Source organism: Nonomuraea fastidiosa, from assembly GCF_042751225.1.
GTDB lineage: Bacteria > Actinomycetota > Actinomycetes > Streptosporangiales > Streptosporangiaceae > Nonomuraea > Nonomuraea fastidiosa.
In genome coordinates this window covers 1,256,240-1,275,489 of record NZ_CP170570.1, presented here as the reverse complement: position 1 = coordinate 1,275,489, position 19,250 = coordinate 1,256,240, and the positions used below count along the sequence as shown (strand labels likewise).

The 19,250-nt window shown below is 72.9% G+C and carries 16 protein-coding genes; 7 read left to right on the top strand and 9 right to left on the bottom strand.

What is annotated here, in order from left to right; translation table 11 throughout:
* Window positions 1-13 precede the first annotated feature (13 nt).
* Window positions 14-754: an ABC transporter ATP-binding protein gene (locus ACFMQL_RS05725; protein ID WP_378784815.1), complete on the bottom strand. Its 741-nt coding sequence runs from the start codon at window positions 752-754 to the stop codon at window positions 14-16.
* Complete coding sequence (locus tag ACFMQL_RS05720) at window positions 751-1,272, bottom strand: PadR family transcriptional regulator (protein WP_364058109.1); 522 nt, start codon at window positions 1,270-1,272, stop codon at window positions 751-753. Before ACFMQL_RS05720 ends, ACFMQL_RS05725 begins: the two co-directional genes overlap by 4 nt.
* A gap of 263 nt (window positions 1,273-1,535) precedes the next feature.
* Here ACFMQL_RS05720 and ACFMQL_RS05715 point away from each other — a divergent pair, with 263 nt between their 5' ends.
* On the top strand, window positions 1,536-2,573 hold the full coding sequence (locus ACFMQL_RS05715; protein WP_378784813.1) for an ArsR/SmtB family transcription factor: 1,038 nt from the start codon (window positions 1,536-1,538) through the stop codon (window positions 2,571-2,573).
* Between the two features lie 152 nt (window positions 2,574-2,725).
* On the top strand, window positions 2,726-3,295 hold the full coding sequence (locus ACFMQL_RS05710; protein ID WP_378784812.1) for a peptidase inhibitor family I36 protein: 570 nt from the start codon (window positions 2,726-2,728) through the stop codon (window positions 3,293-3,295).
* A gap of 192 nt (window positions 3,296-3,487) precedes the next feature.
* Here ACFMQL_RS05710 and ACFMQL_RS05705 read toward each other — a convergent pair whose 3' ends face one another.
* Window positions 3,488-4,246: an SDR family oxidoreductase gene (locus tag ACFMQL_RS05705; protein WP_364058100.1), complete on the bottom strand. Its 759-nt coding sequence runs from the start codon at window positions 4,244-4,246 to the stop codon at window positions 3,488-3,490.
* Window positions 4,247-4,311: 65 nt separating this feature from the next.
* On the opposite strand from ACFMQL_RS05705, the gene ACFMQL_RS05700 reads away from it, so the two are divergent.
* Window positions 4,312-4,773: a MarR family transcriptional regulator gene (locus ACFMQL_RS05700; protein WP_364058097.1), complete on the top strand. Its 462-nt coding sequence runs from the start codon at window positions 4,312-4,314 to the stop codon at window positions 4,771-4,773.
* Window positions 4,774-4,855: 82 nt separating this feature from the next.
* Here the strand turns inward: ACFMQL_RS05700 and ACFMQL_RS05695 are convergent, their stop codons facing one another.
* Entirely contained in the window at window positions 4,856-6,091 is a 1,236-nt protein-coding gene (locus ACFMQL_RS05695; protein ID WP_378784809.1) for an NB-ARC domain-containing protein, read from the bottom strand.
* Window positions 6,092-6,366: 275 nt separating this feature from the next.
* On the opposite strand from ACFMQL_RS05695, the gene ACFMQL_RS05690 reads away from it, so the two are divergent.
* Both ACFMQL_RS05690 and yicI read left to right on the top strand, forming a co-directional pair.
* A complete protein-coding gene (locus ACFMQL_RS05690) occupies window positions 6,367-6,615 on the top strand; it encodes a hypothetical protein (protein ID WP_364058091.1) in 249 nt (82 codons plus the stop codon).
* Between the two features lie 4 nt (window positions 6,616-6,619).
* Entirely contained in the window at window positions 6,620-8,860 is a 2,241-nt protein-coding gene (yicI, locus tag ACFMQL_RS05685) for an alpha-xylosidase (RefSeq protein WP_364058088.1), read from the top strand.
* Between the two features lie 17 nt (window positions 8,861-8,877).
* On the opposite strand, the gene ACFMQL_RS05680 is transcribed toward yicI, so the two are convergent.
* Genes ACFMQL_RS05680 through ACFMQL_RS05670 form a run of 3 tightly spaced genes read right to left on the bottom strand, consistent with a single transcriptional unit; the run spans window position 8,878 to window position 13,746 of the window.
* On the bottom strand, window positions 8,878-10,830 hold the full coding sequence (locus ACFMQL_RS05680) for an alpha/beta fold hydrolase (protein ID WP_378784807.1): 1,953 nt from the start codon (window positions 10,828-10,830) through the stop codon (window positions 8,878-8,880).
* Entirely contained in the window at window positions 10,806-12,593 is a 1,788-nt protein-coding gene (locus ACFMQL_RS05675) for an N-acetylglutaminylglutamine amidotransferase (protein WP_378784805.1), read from the bottom strand. Before ACFMQL_RS05675 ends, ACFMQL_RS05680 begins: the two co-directional genes overlap by 25 nt.
* A 10-nt stretch (window positions 12,594-12,603) precedes the next feature.
* Window positions 12,604-13,746 (bottom strand): glutamate--cysteine ligase, encoded by a 1,143-nt coding sequence (locus ACFMQL_RS05670; RefSeq protein ID WP_364058078.1) that lies wholly within the window; start codon window positions 13,744-13,746, stop codon window positions 12,604-12,606.
* A 276-nt stretch (window positions 13,747-14,022) separates the two neighbouring features.
* Between ACFMQL_RS05670 and ACFMQL_RS05665 the strand changes: the two genes are divergently transcribed.
* The gene (locus tag ACFMQL_RS05665) at window positions 14,023-15,066 is read left to right on the top strand and encodes an OmpA family protein (protein WP_378784803.1); all 1,044 of its coding nucleotides are present in this window, start codon (window positions 14,023-14,025) and stop codon (window positions 15,064-15,066) included.
* 135 nt (window positions 15,067-15,201) lie between these two features.
* Here ACFMQL_RS05665 and ACFMQL_RS05660 read toward each other — a convergent pair whose 3' ends face one another.
* Complete coding sequence (locus ACFMQL_RS05660) at window positions 15,202-15,663, bottom strand: MarR family transcriptional regulator (protein WP_364058072.1); 462 nt, start codon at window positions 15,661-15,663, stop codon at window positions 15,202-15,204.
* Window positions 15,664-15,740: 77 nt separating this feature from the next.
* Between ACFMQL_RS05660 and ACFMQL_RS05655 the strand changes: the two genes are divergently transcribed.
* Window positions 15,741-17,840 (top strand): MMPL family transporter, encoded by a 2,100-nt coding sequence (locus ACFMQL_RS05655; RefSeq protein WP_364058069.1) that lies wholly within the window; start codon window positions 15,741-15,743, stop codon window positions 17,838-17,840.
* Here the strand turns inward: ACFMQL_RS05655 and ACFMQL_RS05650 are convergent.
* Entirely contained in the window at window positions 17,820-19,010 is a 1,191-nt protein-coding gene (locus ACFMQL_RS05650; protein WP_378784801.1) for a flavin-dependent oxidoreductase, read from the bottom strand. The genes ACFMQL_RS05655 and ACFMQL_RS05650 overlap by 21 nt on opposite strands.
* Window positions 19,011-19,250 lie beyond the last annotated feature (240 nt).

The window sequence follows — 19,250 nt, the reverse complement described above, 5'->3', positions numbered from 1 at the left end:
GAGCCCACGGTGCTCAGCCCTCCAGCCCGATGTGGCCGCCCAGCCCGGACAACCATCCGCCGCCGCCCGTGCCCGCCATGACCGTGTCGCCGACGAACATGCCGTCGCGCATCATGATCAGCCGGTCGGCGGTGGCCGCCACCCGTTCGTCGTGGGTGACGATCACAAGGGTCTGACCGGAGCGCCGCAGGTCCTCGAAGACGCGCAGGATGTCGTTGGTCGCCGCGCTGTCGAGATTCCCCGTCGGCTCGTCGGCGAGGACGACCCGAGGCTCGTTGACCAGCGCGCGGGCGATGGCGACCCGCTGGCGCTGCCCGCCCGACAGCTCCGACGGCAGATGCCTGGCACGCTCGGCGAGCCCCACCCGCTCCAGCAGCTCGGACGCCCGCCGCCTGGCCTGCCGGGGCGAACGCCCGGCCAGCAGCGCGGGCAGCTCCACGTTCTCCGCCGCCGACAGCTCCTCCACCAGGTGGAACGCCTGGAAGACGAAGCCGACGGAGCGCCGCCGCAGGCGGGCCAGGGCCCGCTCGCTCAGCGTGTCGATGCGCTGCCCCGCCACCCACACCTCGCCGCCGCTCGGCCGTTCGAGGCCGCCGAGCAAGTGCAGCAGGGTGGACTTCCCGCAGCCGCTCGGCCCCATGACGGCCAGCGTCTGCCCCTCGGGCACCTCCAGATCGACCTCGTCCACCGCGCGGACCCGGCTCCGCCCCTGGCCGTGCGTCTTCACCAGGCCACGGGCCTGCACCGCGATCATGCGTCCTCCGTACGGGTCCAGGCTCGTTCGCAGGCGTCGAGCCAGCGCAGGTCCGCCTGCAACCGCAGCACGACCCCCTCCAGCAGCAGGGCGGCGCCCGACTCCGGCGGCTCGGCGAGCGCCGCCTGCTGCGTCTCGCGCAGGCGGCGCAGCAGCTCGCGGCGCTGCGCCGCGATCAGCTCCACCGGGTCGGCCAGCCGGGCCGCCGCGGCGGCGGCCAGCTTGAGATGGAACTCGGCGAGGTCCGGCTTCGGCCAGCCCACCTCGGCCAGCCAGGCGGCCACCCGCTGCTGCCCGGCGGGCGTGAGCGCGTAGACCTTGCGCTCGGGCCGGTCGGGCAGGCCGTCGGCGCGCTCGCAGACGACGAGCCCTGCCTTCTCCAGCCGGGCCAGCGTCACGTAGATCTGGCCCCGGTTCATCGCCTCGCCGAGCGGGCCCAGGCTGCGGCGCAGCCGGGCGTGCAACTCGTAGCCGTGCGACGGCTCCTTGGCGAGCAGCGCCAGCACCGCGTCCTGCATGCCACCCCCTAACGGTTAGCCAAATAGATAGCGGTTACCTATGAAGGTGTCAAAGCGTCCCGTACGGTGATCGGCGCTGCCCGTCGTCGGCCCTCCGCCTGAAGCGGCCGGTCCGCATTGTGGCCGCCTGATGCCCTACTTGTAGGGGATCGAAGATTCCCCGGCCCTCGTGATCGAGTGATACTCCGATCGTCAGACGCGCGCCCGTGGCCGGCCCACGCATCCAGGGGGAGCACGAGGGCCACGGCGGACAAGGGGGATTGATGGTCGGCCATGCCAAGAACGTGCTGCGCATCGTGTTCACCGCGGACGATCTCGCGCTCACCCGCATCGCGACCCGTACCGACCTGTTATGGGAGATGGTGGGCAGCCTGCACCGCCTGCAGGCCCGCGACGGCGACCAGACGCTCGCGTCGTGGCGCCGTCAGGCGCGGGTCCGGCTCAAGCAGTACGGCCTGCTGCCGTCGGTGCGCCACCTGCTGCTTCCGCTCGTGCCACGGGGCCCGTACTTTCCCGACTTCCTCACTCCGATCCAGGCGCAGGCGGGCGACGACCTGGCCATCGAGGCGTTGCTGGACACCCCGACAAGGCGCGTGCGGCACGACATGGAGCTGCTGCGCCGCAGCGCCGGCGTGGCCTCGGCCGATCTCGAGGAGCTGGCACGCGGCGATCAGCGGGCGTTGCAGCGGCTCGGGCGGGTCGTGACGGCGTACTGCCGGGCCGTGCTCGCTCCGCATTGGGCGGCGGCCGACCGGGCGCTGGCGGCGGAACGCGCCATCATGCACCGTCACCTGGTCTCCGGCGGCGCGGAACAGCTGCTCGCCGGGCTCGCGCCGGCGATGCGCTGGCGCCCTCCCGTGCTGGAAGTCGACTACCCGGCGGGGGCGGGCAGGGAGGTGCACCTGCGCGGGCGCGGCCTGACGCTGATCCCCACCTATTTCGGCCGGGCGAACCCGGTCACGCTGGTGGACCCGGCGCTGCCGCCCGTGCTGGTCTTCCCGATCCCCCGCAGGGCCATGCCGGACGACGTCGCGAGCCGGGACCTGGTGGCGCTCCTGGGCAGGACGCGGGCGGAGATCCTCAGCCGGATCGCGCACGCCCCGGGCTGCACCACCAGCGAGCTGGCCCGCGACGTCGGCGTCTCCGTCAGCACGGCGAGCGAGCACGCCCACGTGCTGCGCAGGGCCGGGCTCATCGCCAGCGTCCGCCAGGCCAACCTGATGCTCCACCACGCGACCGGGCTCGGCACGGCGCTCACCGGGCCGCCGCACGCCGAAGCGGCCGCCCGCACTTCGTACTGAGAAATCCGCGGAAAAGACGGCACGCCCCGCGCGATAAAGGCACCGCACTTTCGGCGGCGGCCGAAAGAGATCGACGCCGGTCGCGCGCGGATCACACACTTCTCACGAGGCCCGGGAAATGCACGGGCGCACGCGGAAGAAAGGGTTTTACAGTGATTCGCTGGGGACGCGTCATCGCCACGATGGGAACGGCCGTCATGCTCGCCGCCACCATGCTCGCCGGCAGCGCCGCCGCGCAGCCGCGGGCCGCCGCCCCGCCGGAGATCCAGCTCACCGAGTCGCAGAAGAAGGAGCTACAGGCCGAGGTGGACAAGCACCTCAAGGACTACGGCGGCGGCAAGCAGATCGGCATCAACGAGATCGCGTACGAGGACGGCGCGATGATCCTCACCCTGCCGCTGCCGGGCGAGGCGAAGGCCCGCTCGGTCAACGAGCCCGTCACTCCGCTGGGCACCGCGAACTGCTCGTACGAATACGCCTGCCTCTGGTCGGACACCAATTTCAACGGCAGCCGGTTATCGCGGTGGGCGTGCGGGACGGTCACTTTGGGCTCGCCGTTCAACTCCACCGTCGGATCCATTCACAACAACCAGACGACCGGCACGCAAACGGTTCTGCTCAATTCCGCGCGGCAGGTTTTGAACGCGAGCATGGCGCCGAGCAGGATCAGCGACACCGGCGTCGGCAGCCGCTGGAGCGCCCGCTACTGGGTGGTCTGCTGACGGCCTGAACGGGCCAGGCGGGCGGATGCGGGGTTCCCGTGTCCGCCCGCCGCCGTTTCACGCTGGGCTTCGGGTGCGGCGGGAGGCGTCCTGGCTGGGGGCCGTACGGGATGTCCGTCCGCGAGGCGCTGCGCCGCCGCACGCTCCTGCGGGCCTGGCGCGGTGCCGGTGGACGGCGTTCGCCTGTCGCCGTCAGCGGGTGAGGTGGCGGCCGCCGGCGACGGAGATGACCTCGCCGTTGACGTGGCCGTTCGCGGCCGAGCCGAGGTAGGCGACCGTGCTCGCGACGTCCTGCGGGGTGCAGATGCGGCGGGTGGGCGTCTTCGCCGCCTCGGCGTCCACCACCTCCTGGCCGAAGCCCGGCGTGGTCAGTGCCCGGTCGGTCAGCGTGAAGCCCGGCCTGACCACGTTGGTGAGCACGCCGTACGGGGCCTCCCGCGCCGCCAGCACCTCGGCAGCGGTCTCCAGCGCGGCCTTGGCGGCGGGGTAGGCCACGCCGGCCGGCAGCGGCTGGGCGACGACGTCCGACGAGATCACCACGATCCGCCCCCATCCGGCCGCCCGCATGCCGGGCAGCGCGGCCTCGATGACCGACAGCGTCCCCGTCACGTTGGCGGTGAAGTCGCCGGTCAGGCTCTCCCACGTCTCGGGTCCCCTCGTCGGCCAGGACACCGCGTTGGCGACGAGTACCGCGATCTCGCCGAGGTCGCGCCGCACCTGCTCGACGGCCGCCCGGATCGACCCCTCGTCGCGCTGGTCGAGGCGGACCGCCGTGGCCTTGCCTCCCTCGCGGGCGATCGAGTCCACCAGCTCGCGGGCCCGCTGCTCGTTCCGGTGCCAGGTCGCGGCGACCAGGGCGCCCTCCTGCGCCAGTAACGCGGCGATCGCGCGGCCGATGTCGCCCGACGCGCCCGTGACCAGCGCCACCCGTCCTGCCAGTCCGAGGTCCATTGCGATCTCTCATTTCCATAGTCGGCTATCTGGTAGCCGACTATATACCAGTAGGGTGAGGTCCTGTGGAAGCACGTGAGGTGATGCGCGTCAACCGGGCGCTGAACAAGATGAGCCAGCTCTACCGCGCGTCCAAGGCGCGCAAGCTCGCCGCGCTCGGCCTGCATCCCGGCCAGGACGTGCTGCTCTGGGTGCTGGCGCAGGAGCCCGACGGCATGACGGTCTCCCAGCTCGCCGCCCGGCTCGGCGTCGAGCAGCCCACCGCCACCCGCAGCCTCGCCCGCCTGGAGACCGGCGGCTGGTTCCGCCGCGAACCCGTCCCCACCGACCGCCGCCAGGTCCGCATCGTCGTCACCGAGGCAGGACACCGGCTGCTGCCCGCCATCGAAGGCGTCTGGACCGAGCTGGCCGAGGAGACGCTGGGCGAGGTGGACGAGGAGCGGCGGGCGATCGTGCTGGACGCGCTCGAACAGGCCAACGACCGGCTCCGCGCGAAGGTCGGCGAAGAGGCCCTCGCCGAGAGCTGACCGCCTCCTGCCCTGGGCCCTTTCCCGGTCTCGCCTCCTGTCCGGTCCTCCTTTCGGCATCTCGCCTTCTGACCGGTGCCGCTCAGCGCCCGAGGGGCGGGCCGGCCCTCACCGCCGGACCGGGGTCAAGGGAGGGCGGCGAGTTCGGCGCGTACCGCGTCCGCGTGCCGCCCTGCCCGATGGCAGGCGTGGCCGATGCCGTACGGGCGTCGGCCGCCGGGTCGCCCGCGTCGAGGGTGTCCAGCCGCCTGCCCCGGCCGGCGAGCCGGGCGGCGACCGCGGCCAGGGTGGTCGCGTGCGCGGCGGCGTGCGCGGCCGCGATGCCCAGCGCGAGCGGCAGCCCGGCGCAGCGCGCGACGATGGCGTCGGCCGCCTCGCGCTCGGCGGCGACGCGGGCCGCGCCGAGCCGGGCCGCCAGCAGCTCTCTTGCCTGGCCGGGACGCAGCAGGCCGAGGGGCAGCGCGGCGGCCGCCTCCGTCGCGATGAGGCCGGTCAGCGCGTTCCTGCTGGTCACCAGCACCGCGCAGGACGGTGCGGCGGGCAGCAGCGGCGTGACCTGATCGGCCTGCCCGGCGTTGTCCAGCACGATCAGGACCCGCTTGTCCGCCAGGATCGTCCGGTACAGCGCGGCGCGGGCGGGCAGGTCTTCGGGGATCCGGCGCGGCGGCACGCCCAGCGCCTCCAGGAACGTGGCCAGGGCGTCCCGGGGGTCCACCGCGTCGCCCGCCGGGCCGAAGCCCTTGAGGTTCACGTACAGCTGGCCGTCGGGGAACCACGCGCGTGCCCGGTGTCCCCAGTGCAGGGCCAGGCACGTCTTGCCGATGCCCGCCATGCCGGAGACGACGCAGATCCGCGTGCCCGCCTCGTCCGCTCGCGGGCCCAGCAGCGCGTCCAGCTCCGCCAGCTCCCCGGCCCTGGCCACGAACCGCAGCACACCCCTGGGGAGCTGGCGGGGGGCACGCCACCCGGCGGTGGCCTTAGCCTGGCGGCCGTCGCCCGTCTCGGCGTCGTCTCCCGCGTCCTTCGCGTGGGCGGCCTTGTCCGCGCTGCCCGCGGACGTCGCGGCGGCGGCCAGCAGCGCCTGCTCGTACGGGTCGAGCTGGAGCGCCTCCGCGAGCAGCCTGAGCGACCTGCTGCGGGGACGGTGGACGGCGTCGTTCTCCAGGCGGCGGATCGTCCGCACGTTGACGCCGCTCTTGGTGGCGAGCTCCTCCTGGGTCAGCAGCGCCCGGCCGCGCCAGGCCCGGATGAGCGCGCCCGAGCTCCGGCTCTGCGGCGCGGAGAAATCGCCCGCGCCGTCACGCATGTCAGCAGGCATGGCGACCCCTCGATCGAACGCCCTCGGCGCATCGCCCGCGTTCCAGTGACGCCGACGGGGTGGAGTCTACGTAGGCCCCGCGCTCCGCAAGAGCGTCGTGTCCGTTTGCGCCCGCTGCCTGTCCGGAATGACCCGTTCGGCATCCTCCTGTGCCGGGTCTTCGCGGTGGCCGCGGTGCCGGACAGCACGCTGGAGGCGGCCCGCCTGGACGGCGCGGGCGAGCTGCGGATCTTCGTCACGATCGTGCTGCCGATGATGACCAGGGCCTGGTCACGGTGTTCCTGCTGCAGTTCGTCGGCATCTGGAACAACTGCCTGCTGCCCTTCATCATGCTCTCCGACCAGGACAAGTATCCGATCACGCTGGGCCTGTACACGTTCCTCGGCAAGGGCGCGGGCGGCGGCGACCTGTACTCGCTGGTCATCACCGGCTCGGCCGTCGCCGTGATCCCGCTGATCGTGCTGCTGCTGGTGCTGCAGCGCTTCTGGCGGGCGGACCTGCTCGCGGGCGGGCTGAAAGGCTAGAACCATGAAGTTCACCGACGGGCTCTGGCAGCTCCGCCCCGGCGTCACCGCGCTGTACGCGGCCGAGGCCTACGACATCCACACAGAAGACGACGCGATCACCGTGACCGCGCCCACCACCGTCATCACCCGCCGCGGCGACACGCTCAACCGCCCGGTGCTGACCCTGCGGCTGTCGTCACCGCTGGAGAACGTGATCCGCGTCCGCATCGACCACCACATCGGCGGCGGCGAGCAGCGCGGCTTCGACCTGCCGGGCGACGGCGACGGCCCGGCCAAGACCGACGGCACGACGCTCACCAGCGGAGCGCTCAGCGCCACCGTGACGCCCGGCGCCCCCTGGAACCTGGCCTTCCACGCGGGCGAGCGGCGGCTCACCGAGAGCGGCCACAAGTCGATCGGCTACTTCCGGCTCGACGCCGACGCCCAGACCGACCCCGGGCCGGTCGGCAAGCGCAGGACCGGGCCGTCGGCCCACCTCGCCCAGCAGCTCTCGCTCGGCGTCGGCGAGGTGGTCTACGGGCTCGGCGAGCGCTTCGGCCCGCTGGTCAAGAACGGCCAGACGGTCGACATCTGGAACGCCGACGGCGGCACCTCGTCGGAGCAGGCGTACAAGAACGTGCCGTTCTACCTCACCAACCGGGGCTACGGCGTGTTCGTCAACCATCCGGGGCACGTCTCGTACGAGGTGGGCTCGGAGGTGGTGCAGCGCGTGCAGTTCTCCGTCGAGGGGGAGAGCCTTGAGTACTTCGTCATCTACGGGCCCACGCCCAAGGAGATCCTCGAACGCTACACCGCGCTGACCGGCCGTCCCGCCCGGCTGCCCGCCTGGTCGTACGGGCTGTGGCTGTCCACCTCGTTCACCACCGACTACGACGAGCAGACCGTCACCTCGTTCATCGGCGGCATGGCCGAGCGCGACCTGCCGCTGTCGGTGTTCCACTTCGACTGCTTCTGGATGCGCGAGTTCAACTGGTGCGACTTCACCTGGGACCCGCGCGTCTTCCCCGACCCCGAAGGCATGCTGGCCCGGCTGCACGACAAGGGCCTGCGCGTATGCGTGTGGATCAACCCGTACATCGGGCAGCGCTCGCCGCTGTTCGCCGAGGCGGCCGAGCGCGGCTATCTGCTGCGGCGGCCCGACGGCGGCGTCTGGCAGTGGGACATGTGGCAGGCCGGCATGGGCCTGGTGGACTTCACCAACCCGGGCGCGACGCGCTGGTTCCAGTCGAAGCTGCGCGGCCTGCTCGACCAGGGTGTGGACGCGTTCAAGACCGACTTCGGCGAGCGCATCCCGCTCGACGTCGTCTACCACGACGGCTCCTCGCCCGAGCGCATGCACAACCTGTACGCCCAGCTCTACAACCAGGCCGTCTTCGAGGTGCTGGAGGAGCGGCGCGGGCGCGGCGAGGCGGTGCTGTTCGCCCGTTCGGCGACCGCGGGCGGTCAGCGGCTGCCCGTCCACTGGGGCGGCGACTCGGGCTCGTCGTACGAGTCCATGGCCGAGAGCCTGCGCGGCGGCCTGTCGCTGGCGTTCTCCGGTTTCGCGTTCTGGAGCCACGACATCGGGGGTTTCGAGGGCACCCCCGATCCCGGCGTGTTCAAGCGGTGGGTGGCCTTCGGGCTGATGTCCTCGCACTCGCGGCTGCACGGCTCGTCGTCGTACCGGGTGCCGTGGGCGTTCGACGAGGAGGCGGTCGAGGTCACCCGGGTGTTCACCAAGCTCAAGCTGCGGCTGATGCCGTACCTGTATCAGGCGGGCATCGAGGCGCACGAGCGGGGCACGCCCGTCATGCGGCCGATGGCGATGGAGTTCCCCGGCGATCGCAACGTCGCCCACCTCGACACCCAGTACATGCTCGGCCCCGACCTGCTCATCGCCCCCGTCTTCAGCGCCGACGGCACCGTGGAGCTCTACCTGCCCGAGGGCACGTGGACGAACTACCTGACGGGCGAGCGCGTCGAGGGCGGGCGCTGGCGCACCGAGCGGCACGGCTTCACGTCGATGCCGATCTACGTGCGCGAAGGCGCCGTCCTGCCCGTCGGGGCCCGCGACGACCGGCCTGACTACGACTACCTCGACGGCCTGACGCTGCGCGTCTACCCCGGACCCGACGGCGAGACCACGCTCACCGTCACCGACCCGGCGACGGGCACGCCGGCCAGGTTCACGGTCGTACGCGCGGGCGGCGAGGTCACGGTCACCTCCACGCTCGGCTCCGGCTGGCGGCACGAGCCCGCCTGAGCGGGGGCGGCCGGGGGTCACCTGGGGTTCACGTGGGCCGACAGGAACGCCACGACCCTGGTGACGAAGGCCGCCCTGTTGGCCATCCGCCGGATCTCGTGACCTTCGTCGTCGAAGATCAGGTGCTCGCAGGGCAGGCCGAGCGCGGCGGTCGCGGCGATCACCTGCTCGGCCTCGTACAGCGGCACGTTGGTGTCCTGCGCCCCGTGCACCACCAGCAGGGGAGCGGCCAGCCTGTCGAGCGAGCGCAGCGGCGACAGCGCGCGCAGCAGCCGCCGGTCCGCCTCAGGGTGGCCGTACTCGGGGACGGCCGCGGCGGCGATCCACGGCTCGGTGCGGGCGTAGAAGGTCTCGAAGTCGGCGATGCCGCTCACGGTCACGCCCGCCCGGAACAGGCCGGGGTGGGCGACGAGCGCGGCGAGGGTCAGGTAGCCACCGTACGACCAGCCCATGCAGGCGAGCCTGGACGGGTCGCCCGCGCCGATGCGGGCCAGCTCGGCCGCGCAGTCGGCGACGTCGTCGATCGCGTGGAAGCGCAGCTCGCGGTCGTCGGCCTCGCGGAAGGCCCGCCCGTACCCGCCGGAGCCGCGCACGTTCGGGGCGAGCACCCCGATCCCGGCGGCCAGCAGCCCCTGGTAGAGCGGGTTGAACGCGGGCCGCTCCTGGTCCTCCGGCCCGCCGTGCAGGAAGATCGCGAACGGCGCGGGGCCCTGCGTGTGCGGCGGCCGGTAGAGCCAGGCGGCGAGCTCCAGCCCGTCGCGGGCGGGAAAGCGCACCAGCTCGGCCCCGGCCGCCGTGGGCAGCCGGCCCGCGCCCGCCGCGTGCAGGTAGCCGCCGTGGTCGAGGTCGCAGAGCAGCACGTGGGACGGCTCCTGCGGGCTCTCGGCGGCGAGCGCGGCCAGGTCGCCATCCCAGCCGATCCTGGCCGAGGTGACGACGTCGGCGGGCGGCGGCGGCAGGTGTTCGAGCCGGCCGCGCTCCAGGTCCATGACGTCCAGCTCGGAGCGGCCGTGCCGGTTCCACACGAGCAGCGCGCGGCGGCCGTCCGGGCTGAGCGCGAACCTGTCCAGCTCGGCGTCCTGCCGCTCGGCCAGCACCACGGCCTCGGCCCCCTGGTGGACGGCGAGCAGCGCGGCGCGGTCGCGTCCCGCGTCCGACACCAGGTAGGCGGTCCTGCCGTCGGGGGAGAGCGCACCGTCGTCGGTGGTGCCCGGCAGGCCGGGCAGCAAGGGGTGCTCGTCGCTCGGCTCGTGCGCGCCGAGCGCCTCCGACACCAGATCGACCACGTACATGCGGCGGTGGCCGCGCGGCCCGCGCCGCAGCAGCATCCTGGCGTGGTCGCGGCTGACGGCGACGGGCCGCAGCAGCGGCCCCGCGGCGATGACCTGGCGCGCGCCGGTGACGGCGTCCACGAGCACGGCCCTGGACACGCCGTCGGCCGACGTCTCAGTGACGAGCAGCGTCTCGCCCCGCCCGGTCCAGCGCACCGGCACGGCCGAGCCGCCGGAGGGCGCGGCGAGCACCCGCAGGTCGCCGCCGTGCGGCTGGACGGCCCACACCTGGGTGTGCTCGCCGCCGCCCGGCGCGACCTGCACGGCGAGGTGCGTCCCCGCCGGTGACCAGCGCACGTCCACCACCGGCTGCGGCCCGGTGCCGACCGTCCACGGCTCGCCGCCGCCGCGCAGCGGCCGGATCCACACGCGGGGCGCGCCGTCCTGGTCGCTGACGTACGCCACCGCGCCGTCGCCGGGGGCGAGCGCGGGCGCGTGGCAGGTCCACGCGGTCAGCCCGGCCGCCGCCGGCAGATGCGACAGCCCGCCCAGCAGGTTCCCGTCGGGGTGCGGGCGCGCCAGGTCGTCGAGGCGCGGCACCTCGAACGGGTACACCGGCCCCGCCCGGCTCACGGCGACGGGCGGGCGGGGCGCGTCGTCACCCGGCCGCGCCATCACAACCCGTGGGTCTGCAGCCACAGCTCCAGCAGGCCGAGCTGCCACAACGTGTTCACACCCGTCGGCGTCCTGTCCCGCTCGGGGTCGGCGAGCAGCCGGTCCACCAGGTCGCGGCGGAACAGGCCGCGCTCGCGGGCGGCCCTGCCGGTCAGCGCGTCACGGAGCAGATCGAGCACGGCGCCCCGCACGTGCCGGATCGCGGGCACGGGGAAGTACCCCTTCGGCCGGTCGATGACCGCTGCGGGCAGCAGCCGCCGCGCGGCGTCCTTGAGCACGCCCTTGCCGCTGTGCGCCAGCTTCAGCTCGGCGGGGCAGGCCGCGGCCAGCTCGACCAGCTCGTGATCGAGGAACGGGGTGCGCGCCTCAAGCCCGTGCGCCATCGTCATGTTGTCCACCCGCTTGACCGGGTCGTCCACCAGCATGGCGGTGATCTCCAGGCGGAGCACGGCGTCGAGCGCGGTGTCCGCGCCCGGCCTGGCCAGGTGGTCGCGGACGAAGTCGCCGCTCGCATCATGGTCGAGCAGGCGGTCCGGCTCCAGCAGCGCGGCCAGCTCCTCGTGCGAACGGTCGAAGAACGCGCGCTCGTACACGGCGGCCGCCTCGGCGCGTGGCACGCCGGCCAGCGGCGGGAACCAGCGGTAACCGGCGAACACCTCGTCCGCCCCCTGACCCGACTGCACCACTTTGACGTGCTCGGCGACCTCCTGCGCAAGCAGGTAGAACGCCACGCAGTCGTGGCTGACCATCGGCTCGCTCATCGCGCGCACCGCGCCCTCGAGCCCGTCCAGCAGGCGCGTGTCCGGGATGCGGATGCGGTGATGATCGGTACGGAAGCGGCCGGCGATCATGTCGGAGTAGGCGAACTCGTCGCCCTGCTCGCCGCCCGCCGGCTCGAACCCGATGCTGAACGTGACCGGCGGCTCCCGCCCCTCCTCGGCCAGCAGCGCCACGATGAGGCTGGAGTCCAGGCCGCCCGACAGCAGCACGCCCACCGGCACGTCCGCGACCATCCTCCTGCGTACGGCTTCGCGCAGCGCGCCCAGGACCGCCTCCCGCCACTCGGCCGCGGTCAGCCCGGCCGCCTCGGGGAGCGCGGCGCGGGTGTGAAGCGGGTCCCAGTAGCGGTGGCCGGTGCTCGCGCCGTCCGGCTCGATCACCCGTACGGTGGCCGCCGGCAGCTTGCGCACGCCCGCCAGGATCGTGCGCTCGCCGGGCACCAGCGAGTGGAACGTCATGTAGTGGTGCAGCGCCACCGGGTCGATGCCGGTGTCCACGCCCCCGGCGGCCAGCAGGGCGGGCAGCGACGAGGCGAAGCGCAGCCGGGTGCCGTCCTCGGCGACGTACAGCGGCTTGATGCCGAGCCGGTCGCGGCCCAGCACGAGACGGCCGGTGGCGCGTTCGTACACGGCGAAGGCGAACATGCCCTTGAAGTGCTCCACGCAGCGCGGACCCCACCGGTGGAACGCCTTCATCAGCACCTCGGTGTCGGAGGTGGAGGTGAACCGGCAGCCCGCGCCGCGCAGCTCCCGCCGCAGCTCGGCGTAGTTGTACAGGCAGCCGTTGAACACCACCGCAAGGCCCAGCTCGGCGTCCACCATCGGCTGCGCCGCCTTGTCCGACAGGTCGATGATCTTCAGCCGGCGATGGCCGAGCGCGACCGGGCCGCGCGACCACAGGCCGGAGCCGTCGGGGCCGCGCGCGTGCATCGCCTCCGCCATCCGCCCGACGGTCCCGATGTCGGCCTGCCCGCCGTCGAAGCGGATCTCTCCGCTCAGCCCGCACATGGGACGCCGTTCACGACGCCGACCGGTACGCGGGCGGATCGCCCTGCCGGTCCCACCCGCACGCCCGGGTCTCCGCCAGCAGCAGGTCCACCACGTCGGCGAGCCGCCCCCGCCGGGCGAACGCGCGGCGCTGCCGTTCCGCCGAACTTCCCCTGGCCAGCGCCCTCTCGACCAGGGTGGACACGAGGCCGGCGTCGCCCGCCCGTTCGAGCTGCGGCCGCAGGCCCTCCACCAGCCGCCTGATCACCACCGGCGCGGGGCGCGGCACGCCGTTCACCGGGTCGATCAGCTCGCCCTCCAGGCCCGAGCGCGCCGCCTGCCAGGAGGCCGCGCGCACCGCCGCGAGCTGCACCGTCCGCTCCACGCCCTGCCGGATCTCCTCAAGCTCCCTCGCCACCATCGCGCGGAACAGCCCGGCGATCAGCACGATGTCCTCAACCCGCGGGCAGGAGTCGCAGATGCGCAGCTCGACCGTGGGCACGTGCTGCGACGGCCGGATGTCGGAGTAGATCATCCCCGAGTCGGTGATCACGCCGGTCCTGATCAGCTCGTTGACCATGTCGTCGTACTCGGCGGCCGAGTCGTACTTGTCGATCGGGCCCGCCGTGGGCCAGCGCTGCCAGATCAGGCTGCGGTAGCTCGCGTACCCGGTGTCCTCGCCGTCCCAATAGGGCGAGCTGGCCGACAGCGCGAGCAGCGGCGGCACCCACGGCGTCAGCCGGTGCGCCACCGCGACCGCCAGATCGGGATCGCGCACCTGGGCGTGCACGTGCGTGCCGCAAATGAGCTGGTCGCGGGTGAGCTGCTGGTAGTCGCTCAGCATCTGCTCGTAACGCGGCTCCTGCGACACCTTCTGCTCGCGCCGTTCGACCAGCGGTGCGCTGCCCGCCGCGACGATGCCCAGCTCCACCGCGTCCGCCTCCTCGACCAGCCGCCTGCGCAGCCCGCCCAGATCGCGCGCCAGGTCGTCGAGCCTCATGAACGGCGCGCTGTTGGACTCCACCGTCGAACGCTGCAACTCCTGGGTGAAGCTCTCCGGCGGCAGCGCCTGGAGCAACAGGTCGGCCCGCGCGGCCAGGCGGCGGGTGGAGAGATCCACGACGTGGAACTCCTCCTCCACTCCCACCCGGATCGCGCCCTCGTCACTCTCCACGACCATCACCCCTTGCTCGAAAACCTGCGGACCTCTCCACTCCCCGCAGATCGGGCAAATGCACCTAAAAGTCGGGAGGTGAGGCGATAATGCGCAGTCGGGTGGTGGATCTCCCACCCGCTGTCATCGAACACCTGTTTTCATGGGGGAGGATTCTGCGTGGCGAAAGCTGTGCTCGTGGTGTCACTTCTCGCGATGGTGCTGGCGGGGTGTGGCGCGCCTGCGAACGGGGGAGGCGGCGAGGAAGGGCGGACACCGGCGAGTACCGGGTCACCCGTGGCGGGCGCCGCCACACCGCGCGCCCCGCGGCAGCCCGGCACGCCCACCCCGGAGCCGACGAGCTGCCCTCATGGGGAGCTGATCCCCGCCGTCGAGATCCCGGCCGTGCACAGTGACCCGGTGGTCATCCCTGAGGCCGTGATCGGCGGCGTCAAGGTGCCCTCCGTGACCATCCCCGGCGTGGACATCCCCGCACAGCGCGTCCCCGCCCAGTGCACCGAGATCGCGCCCGCTCCCGGCGGGTGCCTCGGGAAGGCGTCGATCCCGCCGGTGGAGATCCCGGCCGTGGAGATCCCGCCGGTGGAGATCCCCGGCGTCAACGTGGGCGGCATCAAGCTCGACCCGGTACGCGTGGAGGGCGATCGGGAGGAGGCCAGGCGCCAGGAAGGGCGGTCCGAGCCGGAGGAATGCCAGGTCGTGCCCAAGGACGGCGGCTACGTGCCGAGCGTCTACCGGTCTTCCGTCTACCGGCCCTCCCTCTACCGGCCGTCCCTCTACCGGAGCTCCGCCTACCGGCCGAGTGCCTGCAACGAGCAGAACGAGTGCATTCCGGAGGTCAACGTGCCCGCCGTCGAGGTGCCCGCGGTCGACGTGCCGGCCGTGGAGATCCCCTCGGCGGAGCTCAAGGCGTACGAGGCGGGCGAGAGCGATGCGCTCGAAGGGGAGGACTCGATCGCGTTCAGCATCGAGGCGGACGTGCTGTTCGACTTCGACAGCGCGACGATCAAGCCCGCCGCGAAGGCCGAGCTCAAGCGCGTGGCCCGCGAGATCGCGAAGAAGGCGGCCGAGGACGCCGTGATCAACGTGGACGGCCACACCGACGCCAAGGGTTCGGACGACCACAACCAGGCGCTGTCGGAGCGAAGGGCGCAGGCGGTCGTGGACTGGCTGGCCACCGAGGGCGGCCTGGACAGGTCGCGGCTGAAGGCGCGGGGCTACGGCGAGAGCAAGCCGGTCGCGCCGAACACCAAGCCCGACGGCTCCGACGATCCCGACGGCCGCGCGAAGAACCGCCGCGTCGTGGTCTCGACCGCGACCTGAACCTGAGCCCCCGGGGGCTCGCCTGACGGAGGCGGGCGGGCAGGGTGGGCAGCGCGTGACGGCGGTAGAAGGCCGGGGGGTGGCGCGTGGTGGACGGGCGGGGTGGGGTTCGCCTGGCGGCGGCGGGCGGGCGCGTCAGCGCGGGGCCGAGCGGAGGGCGCCCAGTTCCTCGTTCATCGTGTCGAGGAAGGCGGCGACCGTGCGCAGCTCGGCGGGGCTGAAGCGGCTCAGCGCACGCTCGGTGCCATCCGCCAGGGGACGGAAGAACGCGGCGGCCAGCTCCTGGGCCGCCTCGCGGTAGTGGAGGTGGACGACGCGCCGATCGTGCGCGTCGCGGACCCGGCGGATGTGGCCGGCCCGCTCCAGCCGGTCGAGGCAGGCGGTGACCGCGCCCGATGTGAGGTTGAGCTCCTCGCGCAGCTTGCCCGGCGTGATGGGGGACGGCGCGTCGAAGATCATGATGAGCGCCTGCACGTCGGTCGTGTGCAGGCCCTGTGCCTGCGCGAACTCGTGGGCGATGCGGTTGAACTCGGCGGTCATCCGGCGTAGCCGGGTCGCGAAGGAGTGCAGATCGATGTCCCCCTCGCCGCCGTTCATGGCGTCCATGCTACATTAGCTCAATCATTGAGAATCTCATTGGTTGAGCTACGAAGCATGACGAAAGGGTGACCGCCATGGCGCGGCGATCGATCCGCTGGCTCGTCCCGGCGCTTCTGGTGCTGGCCTGGCTGGCCGTGGGAGGCGGGCTCGGACCGTTCGCCGGCAAGCTCACCGAGGTCGCCACGAACGACCAGGCCGCCTTCCTGCCCCAGAGCGCCGAATCCACACGCGTTCTGGACGTCCAGGAGAAGTTCCGGCAGGGAGCCGCGCAACCGGTCATTGTCATCTGGACCTCAGGCGGCTCCGGCATCACCCCCGAGCAGACGGCGGCGGCCACCCGCGCGCTCGCCGGGCTGAGCGGCGCTTCCGGCGTCGTCGGCACCCCCACCCCCGCCTTCCCCTCCGATGACGAGCGGGCGCTGCGCGGCATCGTGCAGCTCAGCCCCGACATCGGCAGCGGCGAGCTCGGCGACGTGCTGGAGCGCATCCGCAAGGCCGTCCCCGTCGAGGGCCTGACCACGCACCTCGGCGGGCCCGCCGCCACCAGGGCCGACCTCGGCGACGCCTTCGCCGGCATCGACGGCCTGCTGCTCGCGGTCGCGCTGGTCACCGTCCTGGTGATCCTGCTGGCCGTCTACCGCAGCGTGCTGCTGCCGCTGGTGATCATCACCGGCGCGGTCTTCGCGCTCGGGCTGGCCTGCGCCGTGGTCTACTTCCTCGCCGACCGCGACATCGTCCGCGTGGACGGCCAGGTGCAGGGCATCCTGTCCATCCTCGTCATCGGCGCGGCCACCGACTACGCGCTGCTGCTCACCGCCCGCTTCCGCGAGGAGCTGGCCGCCGGACGCGACCGGTACGCCGCCGGCCGCATCGCGCTGCGCCGTTCGATCGAGCCCATCCTGGCCAGCGCCGCCACCGTGGCGCTCGGGCTGCTCGCCCTCCTGCTCAGCAACCTGACCAACAACCGCGCGCTCGGCCCCGTGGGCGCGATCGGCATCGCCTGCGCCGCGCTCAGCGCGCTCACGTTCCTGCCCGCGACCCTGGTGCTGCTGGGCCGCGCCGCCCTGTGGCCGGCCAAGCCGCGCCAGGGCGAGGCCGGCGCGCGCGGCATCTGGGACCGCGTGGCCGGGCTCATCGACCGCCGGCCCCGCCTCGTCTGGGTCGCGTCCGTGCTGCCGCTCGCCGCGCTCGCGCTCTTCGCGCCCCAGCTCAACGCCAGGGGCGTGCCGCTTGCTGAGACGTTCGTCAACGACGCGCCTTCCGTGGCCGCGCAGGCGGCGCTGAGCGAGCACTTCCCCGGCGGCTCAGGACAGCCCGCCGTCATCGTCGCGCCCGCCGGGCGCGCCGCCGCCGTGACGGACAAGGCCAAATCCGTCGAGGGCGTCTTCGACGCCGCGCCGGTCAGCGCCACCGGCCGGCCGGGCGGCGAGGCCAAGGTCGTGGACGGTAAGGTGCTCATCGAGGCCACGCTGCGCGACGAGCCCGACAGCGAACCGGCCAAGGAGACCGTCAAGCGGCTGCGCGACGCGCTGCACGCCGAGGACGGCGTGCTGGTCGGCGGCTACAGCGCCCAGCAGGTGGACACCACGGAGACCGCGCAGAAGGACACGCTGCTCATCGTCCCGGTCGTACTGGTGATCATCCTGCTGATCCTCATCGTGCTGCTGCGCTCGCTGGCCATGCCCGTGCTGCTGGTCGCCACCGTGGCGCTGAACTTCCTGGCCACGCTCGGCGTCTCCATGCTCGTCTTCGAGCACCTGCTCGGCTTCACCGGCAGCGACGCGTCCGTGCCGCTGTACGGGTTCGTCTTCCTGGTGGCCCTGGGCGTCGACTACAACATCTTCCTGATGTCCAGGGTCCGCGAGGAGACCCAGGCGCACGGGCCCCGCGAGGGAGTGCTGCGCGGCCTGGTCAGCACCGGCGGCGTGATCACCTCGGCCGGGGTCGTGCTCGCCGCCACGTTCGCCGCGCTGGTCGTGATCCCGCTGACGTTCCTCGTGCAGACCGCGTTCATCGTCGCGTTCGGCGTGCTGCTCGACACGCTCGTGGTGCGGTCGCTGCTGGTGCCCGCGCTCGTCCGCGACCTCGGCGGGCGCGCCTGGTGGCCGAGCAGCCTGGGCCGGGCGCGCGAGCCGCTGCCGGCCGCCGAGCCGTCACCGGTCCAGCGTCACTGACCAGCTGCGGCGGGCGTTGAGCGTGGTGGGTTCGAACCCGGCCAGCTTCTTGTAGTGCAGGGCGATCTCCTCGCGCTCGGCCCGCGGCATCACGTACTCGATGTCGGAGAAGCCCTGCGGCGCGCGCTCGTCGACCATCTTCAGGATGACCTCGGGGCCGTCCTTGCGGTTGGCCAGCACGATCTCGCCGGTGACCGGGCGGCGCTGCTCCTCGTAGAACTCCAGGCCCAGGCCGTTGGCCAGCGCGTACGCCAGCACGCGCGCGTCGATGATCGCCTGGGTGCCGCCGTTGGACCCGGTCGGGTACATCGGGTGCGCCGCGTCGCCCACCAACGTGACGTTCCCCTTCGACCAGTACGGCAGGGGATCCCGGTCCACCAGCGGATATTCGAGCACCTGCTCGGCCCCCGCGACGAGCCCGTACACGTCGAGCTCGTCGCAGTGCCAGCCCTGCACGTGGGGCAGCACCTTGGAGACGCTGATCGGCTGGTTCCAGTCACCGGTGGGCACGCCCAGGACGTCGGTGCGGTGCTGGATCGCCCAGTTGATGAGCTGGGTGCCGTCCTCCGACGGCGGCGCGATCGGGTAGATGACGAGCTTCTGCGTGCGGTCGCCGAGCATGATCATGGACCTGCCGGTCATGAACGGCCTGCCGTACGTGGTGCCGCGCCACAGCACGTCACCGCCCGGTATCGGCTCGCCCTCGTCGGGGAAGAGCGCCCGCCGCACGTCCGAGCGGATGCCGTCGGCGCCGACGAGCAGGTCGGCGTCGTGGTCGAGGCCGGTGATGCGGGAGCCGAGCACGACCGCGTCGGGGCCGAGCCGCTCGCGTACGGCGTCGAGCAGCAGTAACTGCAGCCGCCCCCGGTGGATGGAGTACTGCGGCCACCGGTAGCCGGCGGCGAGCCCGCGCGGCTCCGACCAGATCTGCTGCCCGCGCGGGGTGAGGAAGGTGAGGTCGGCCGTGGCCACCCCGACCTCGGCCAGGCGGTCGCCCAGTCCGAGCTCGATGAGCTCGCGTACGGCGTGGGGGAGGAGGTTGATGCCGACGCCGAGCGGGTGGATCTCCTCCACCGCCTCGTGGACGGTCACGTCGGTGATGCCGGCGGCGTGCAGGCTCAGTGCGGTGGTGAGCCCGGCGATGCCGCCACCGGCGATGATCACGCGCATAGAGCTGGTTCCTGGCATGGGCGGCTCCCTGTCAGGCGTCCGGCCGGGGCCGGGCGGTGGCCTCGGGGCTCCGATCACGCGGGCGGCGCCTGGGTCCGGCCGTGAACGCTCCCCTGGGGTGGGCGTGGTGCAGGACACATGATCTTGATCTGGAGCCTATAGCGGAAGGTGGAAGATCGCCATGGCCGCCGACCAGCCGGGACACCCCGTCCGCCGACCGCCCCCGGGGCCGGCGGACGG

Coding starts and splice junctions, on each gene's coding strand:
- ACFMQL_RS05715 (WP_378784813.1), top strand. CDS start 1,536: ATGGTCGGCCATGCCAAGAACGTGCTGCGCATCGTGTTCACCGCGGAC.
- ACFMQL_RS05655 (WP_364058069.1), top strand. CDS start 15,741: ATGGCGCGGCGATCGATCCGCTGGCTCGTCCCGGCGCTTCTGGTGCTG.
- yicI (WP_364058088.1), top strand. CDS start 6,620: ATGAAGTTCACCGACGGGCTCTGGCAGCTCCGCCCCGGCGTCACCGCG.
- ACFMQL_RS05650 (WP_378784801.1), bottom strand. CDS start 19,010: ATGCGCGTGATCATCGCCGGTGGCGGCATCGCCGGGCTCACCACCGCA.
- ACFMQL_RS05660 (WP_364058072.1), bottom strand. CDS start 15,663: ATGAACGGCGGCGAGGGGGACATCGATCTGCACTCCTTCGCGACCCGG.
- ACFMQL_RS05705 (WP_364058100.1), bottom strand. CDS start 4,246: ATGGACCTCGGACTGGCAGGACGGGTGGCGCTGGTCACGGGCGCGTCG.
- ACFMQL_RS05725 (WP_378784815.1), bottom strand. CDS start 754: ATGATCGCGGTGCAGGCCCGTGGCCTGGTGAAGACGCACGGCCAGGGG.
- ACFMQL_RS05675 (WP_378784805.1), bottom strand. CDS start 12,593: ATGTGCGGGCTGAGCGGAGAGATCCGCTTCGACGGCGGGCAGGCCGAC.
- ACFMQL_RS05720 (WP_364058109.1), bottom strand. CDS start 1,272: ATGCAGGACGCGGTGCTGGCGCTGCTCGCCAAGGAGCCGTCGCACGGC.
- ACFMQL_RS05695 (WP_378784809.1), bottom strand. CDS start 6,091: ATGCCTGCTGACATGCGTGACGGCGCGGGCGATTTCTCCGCGCCGCAG.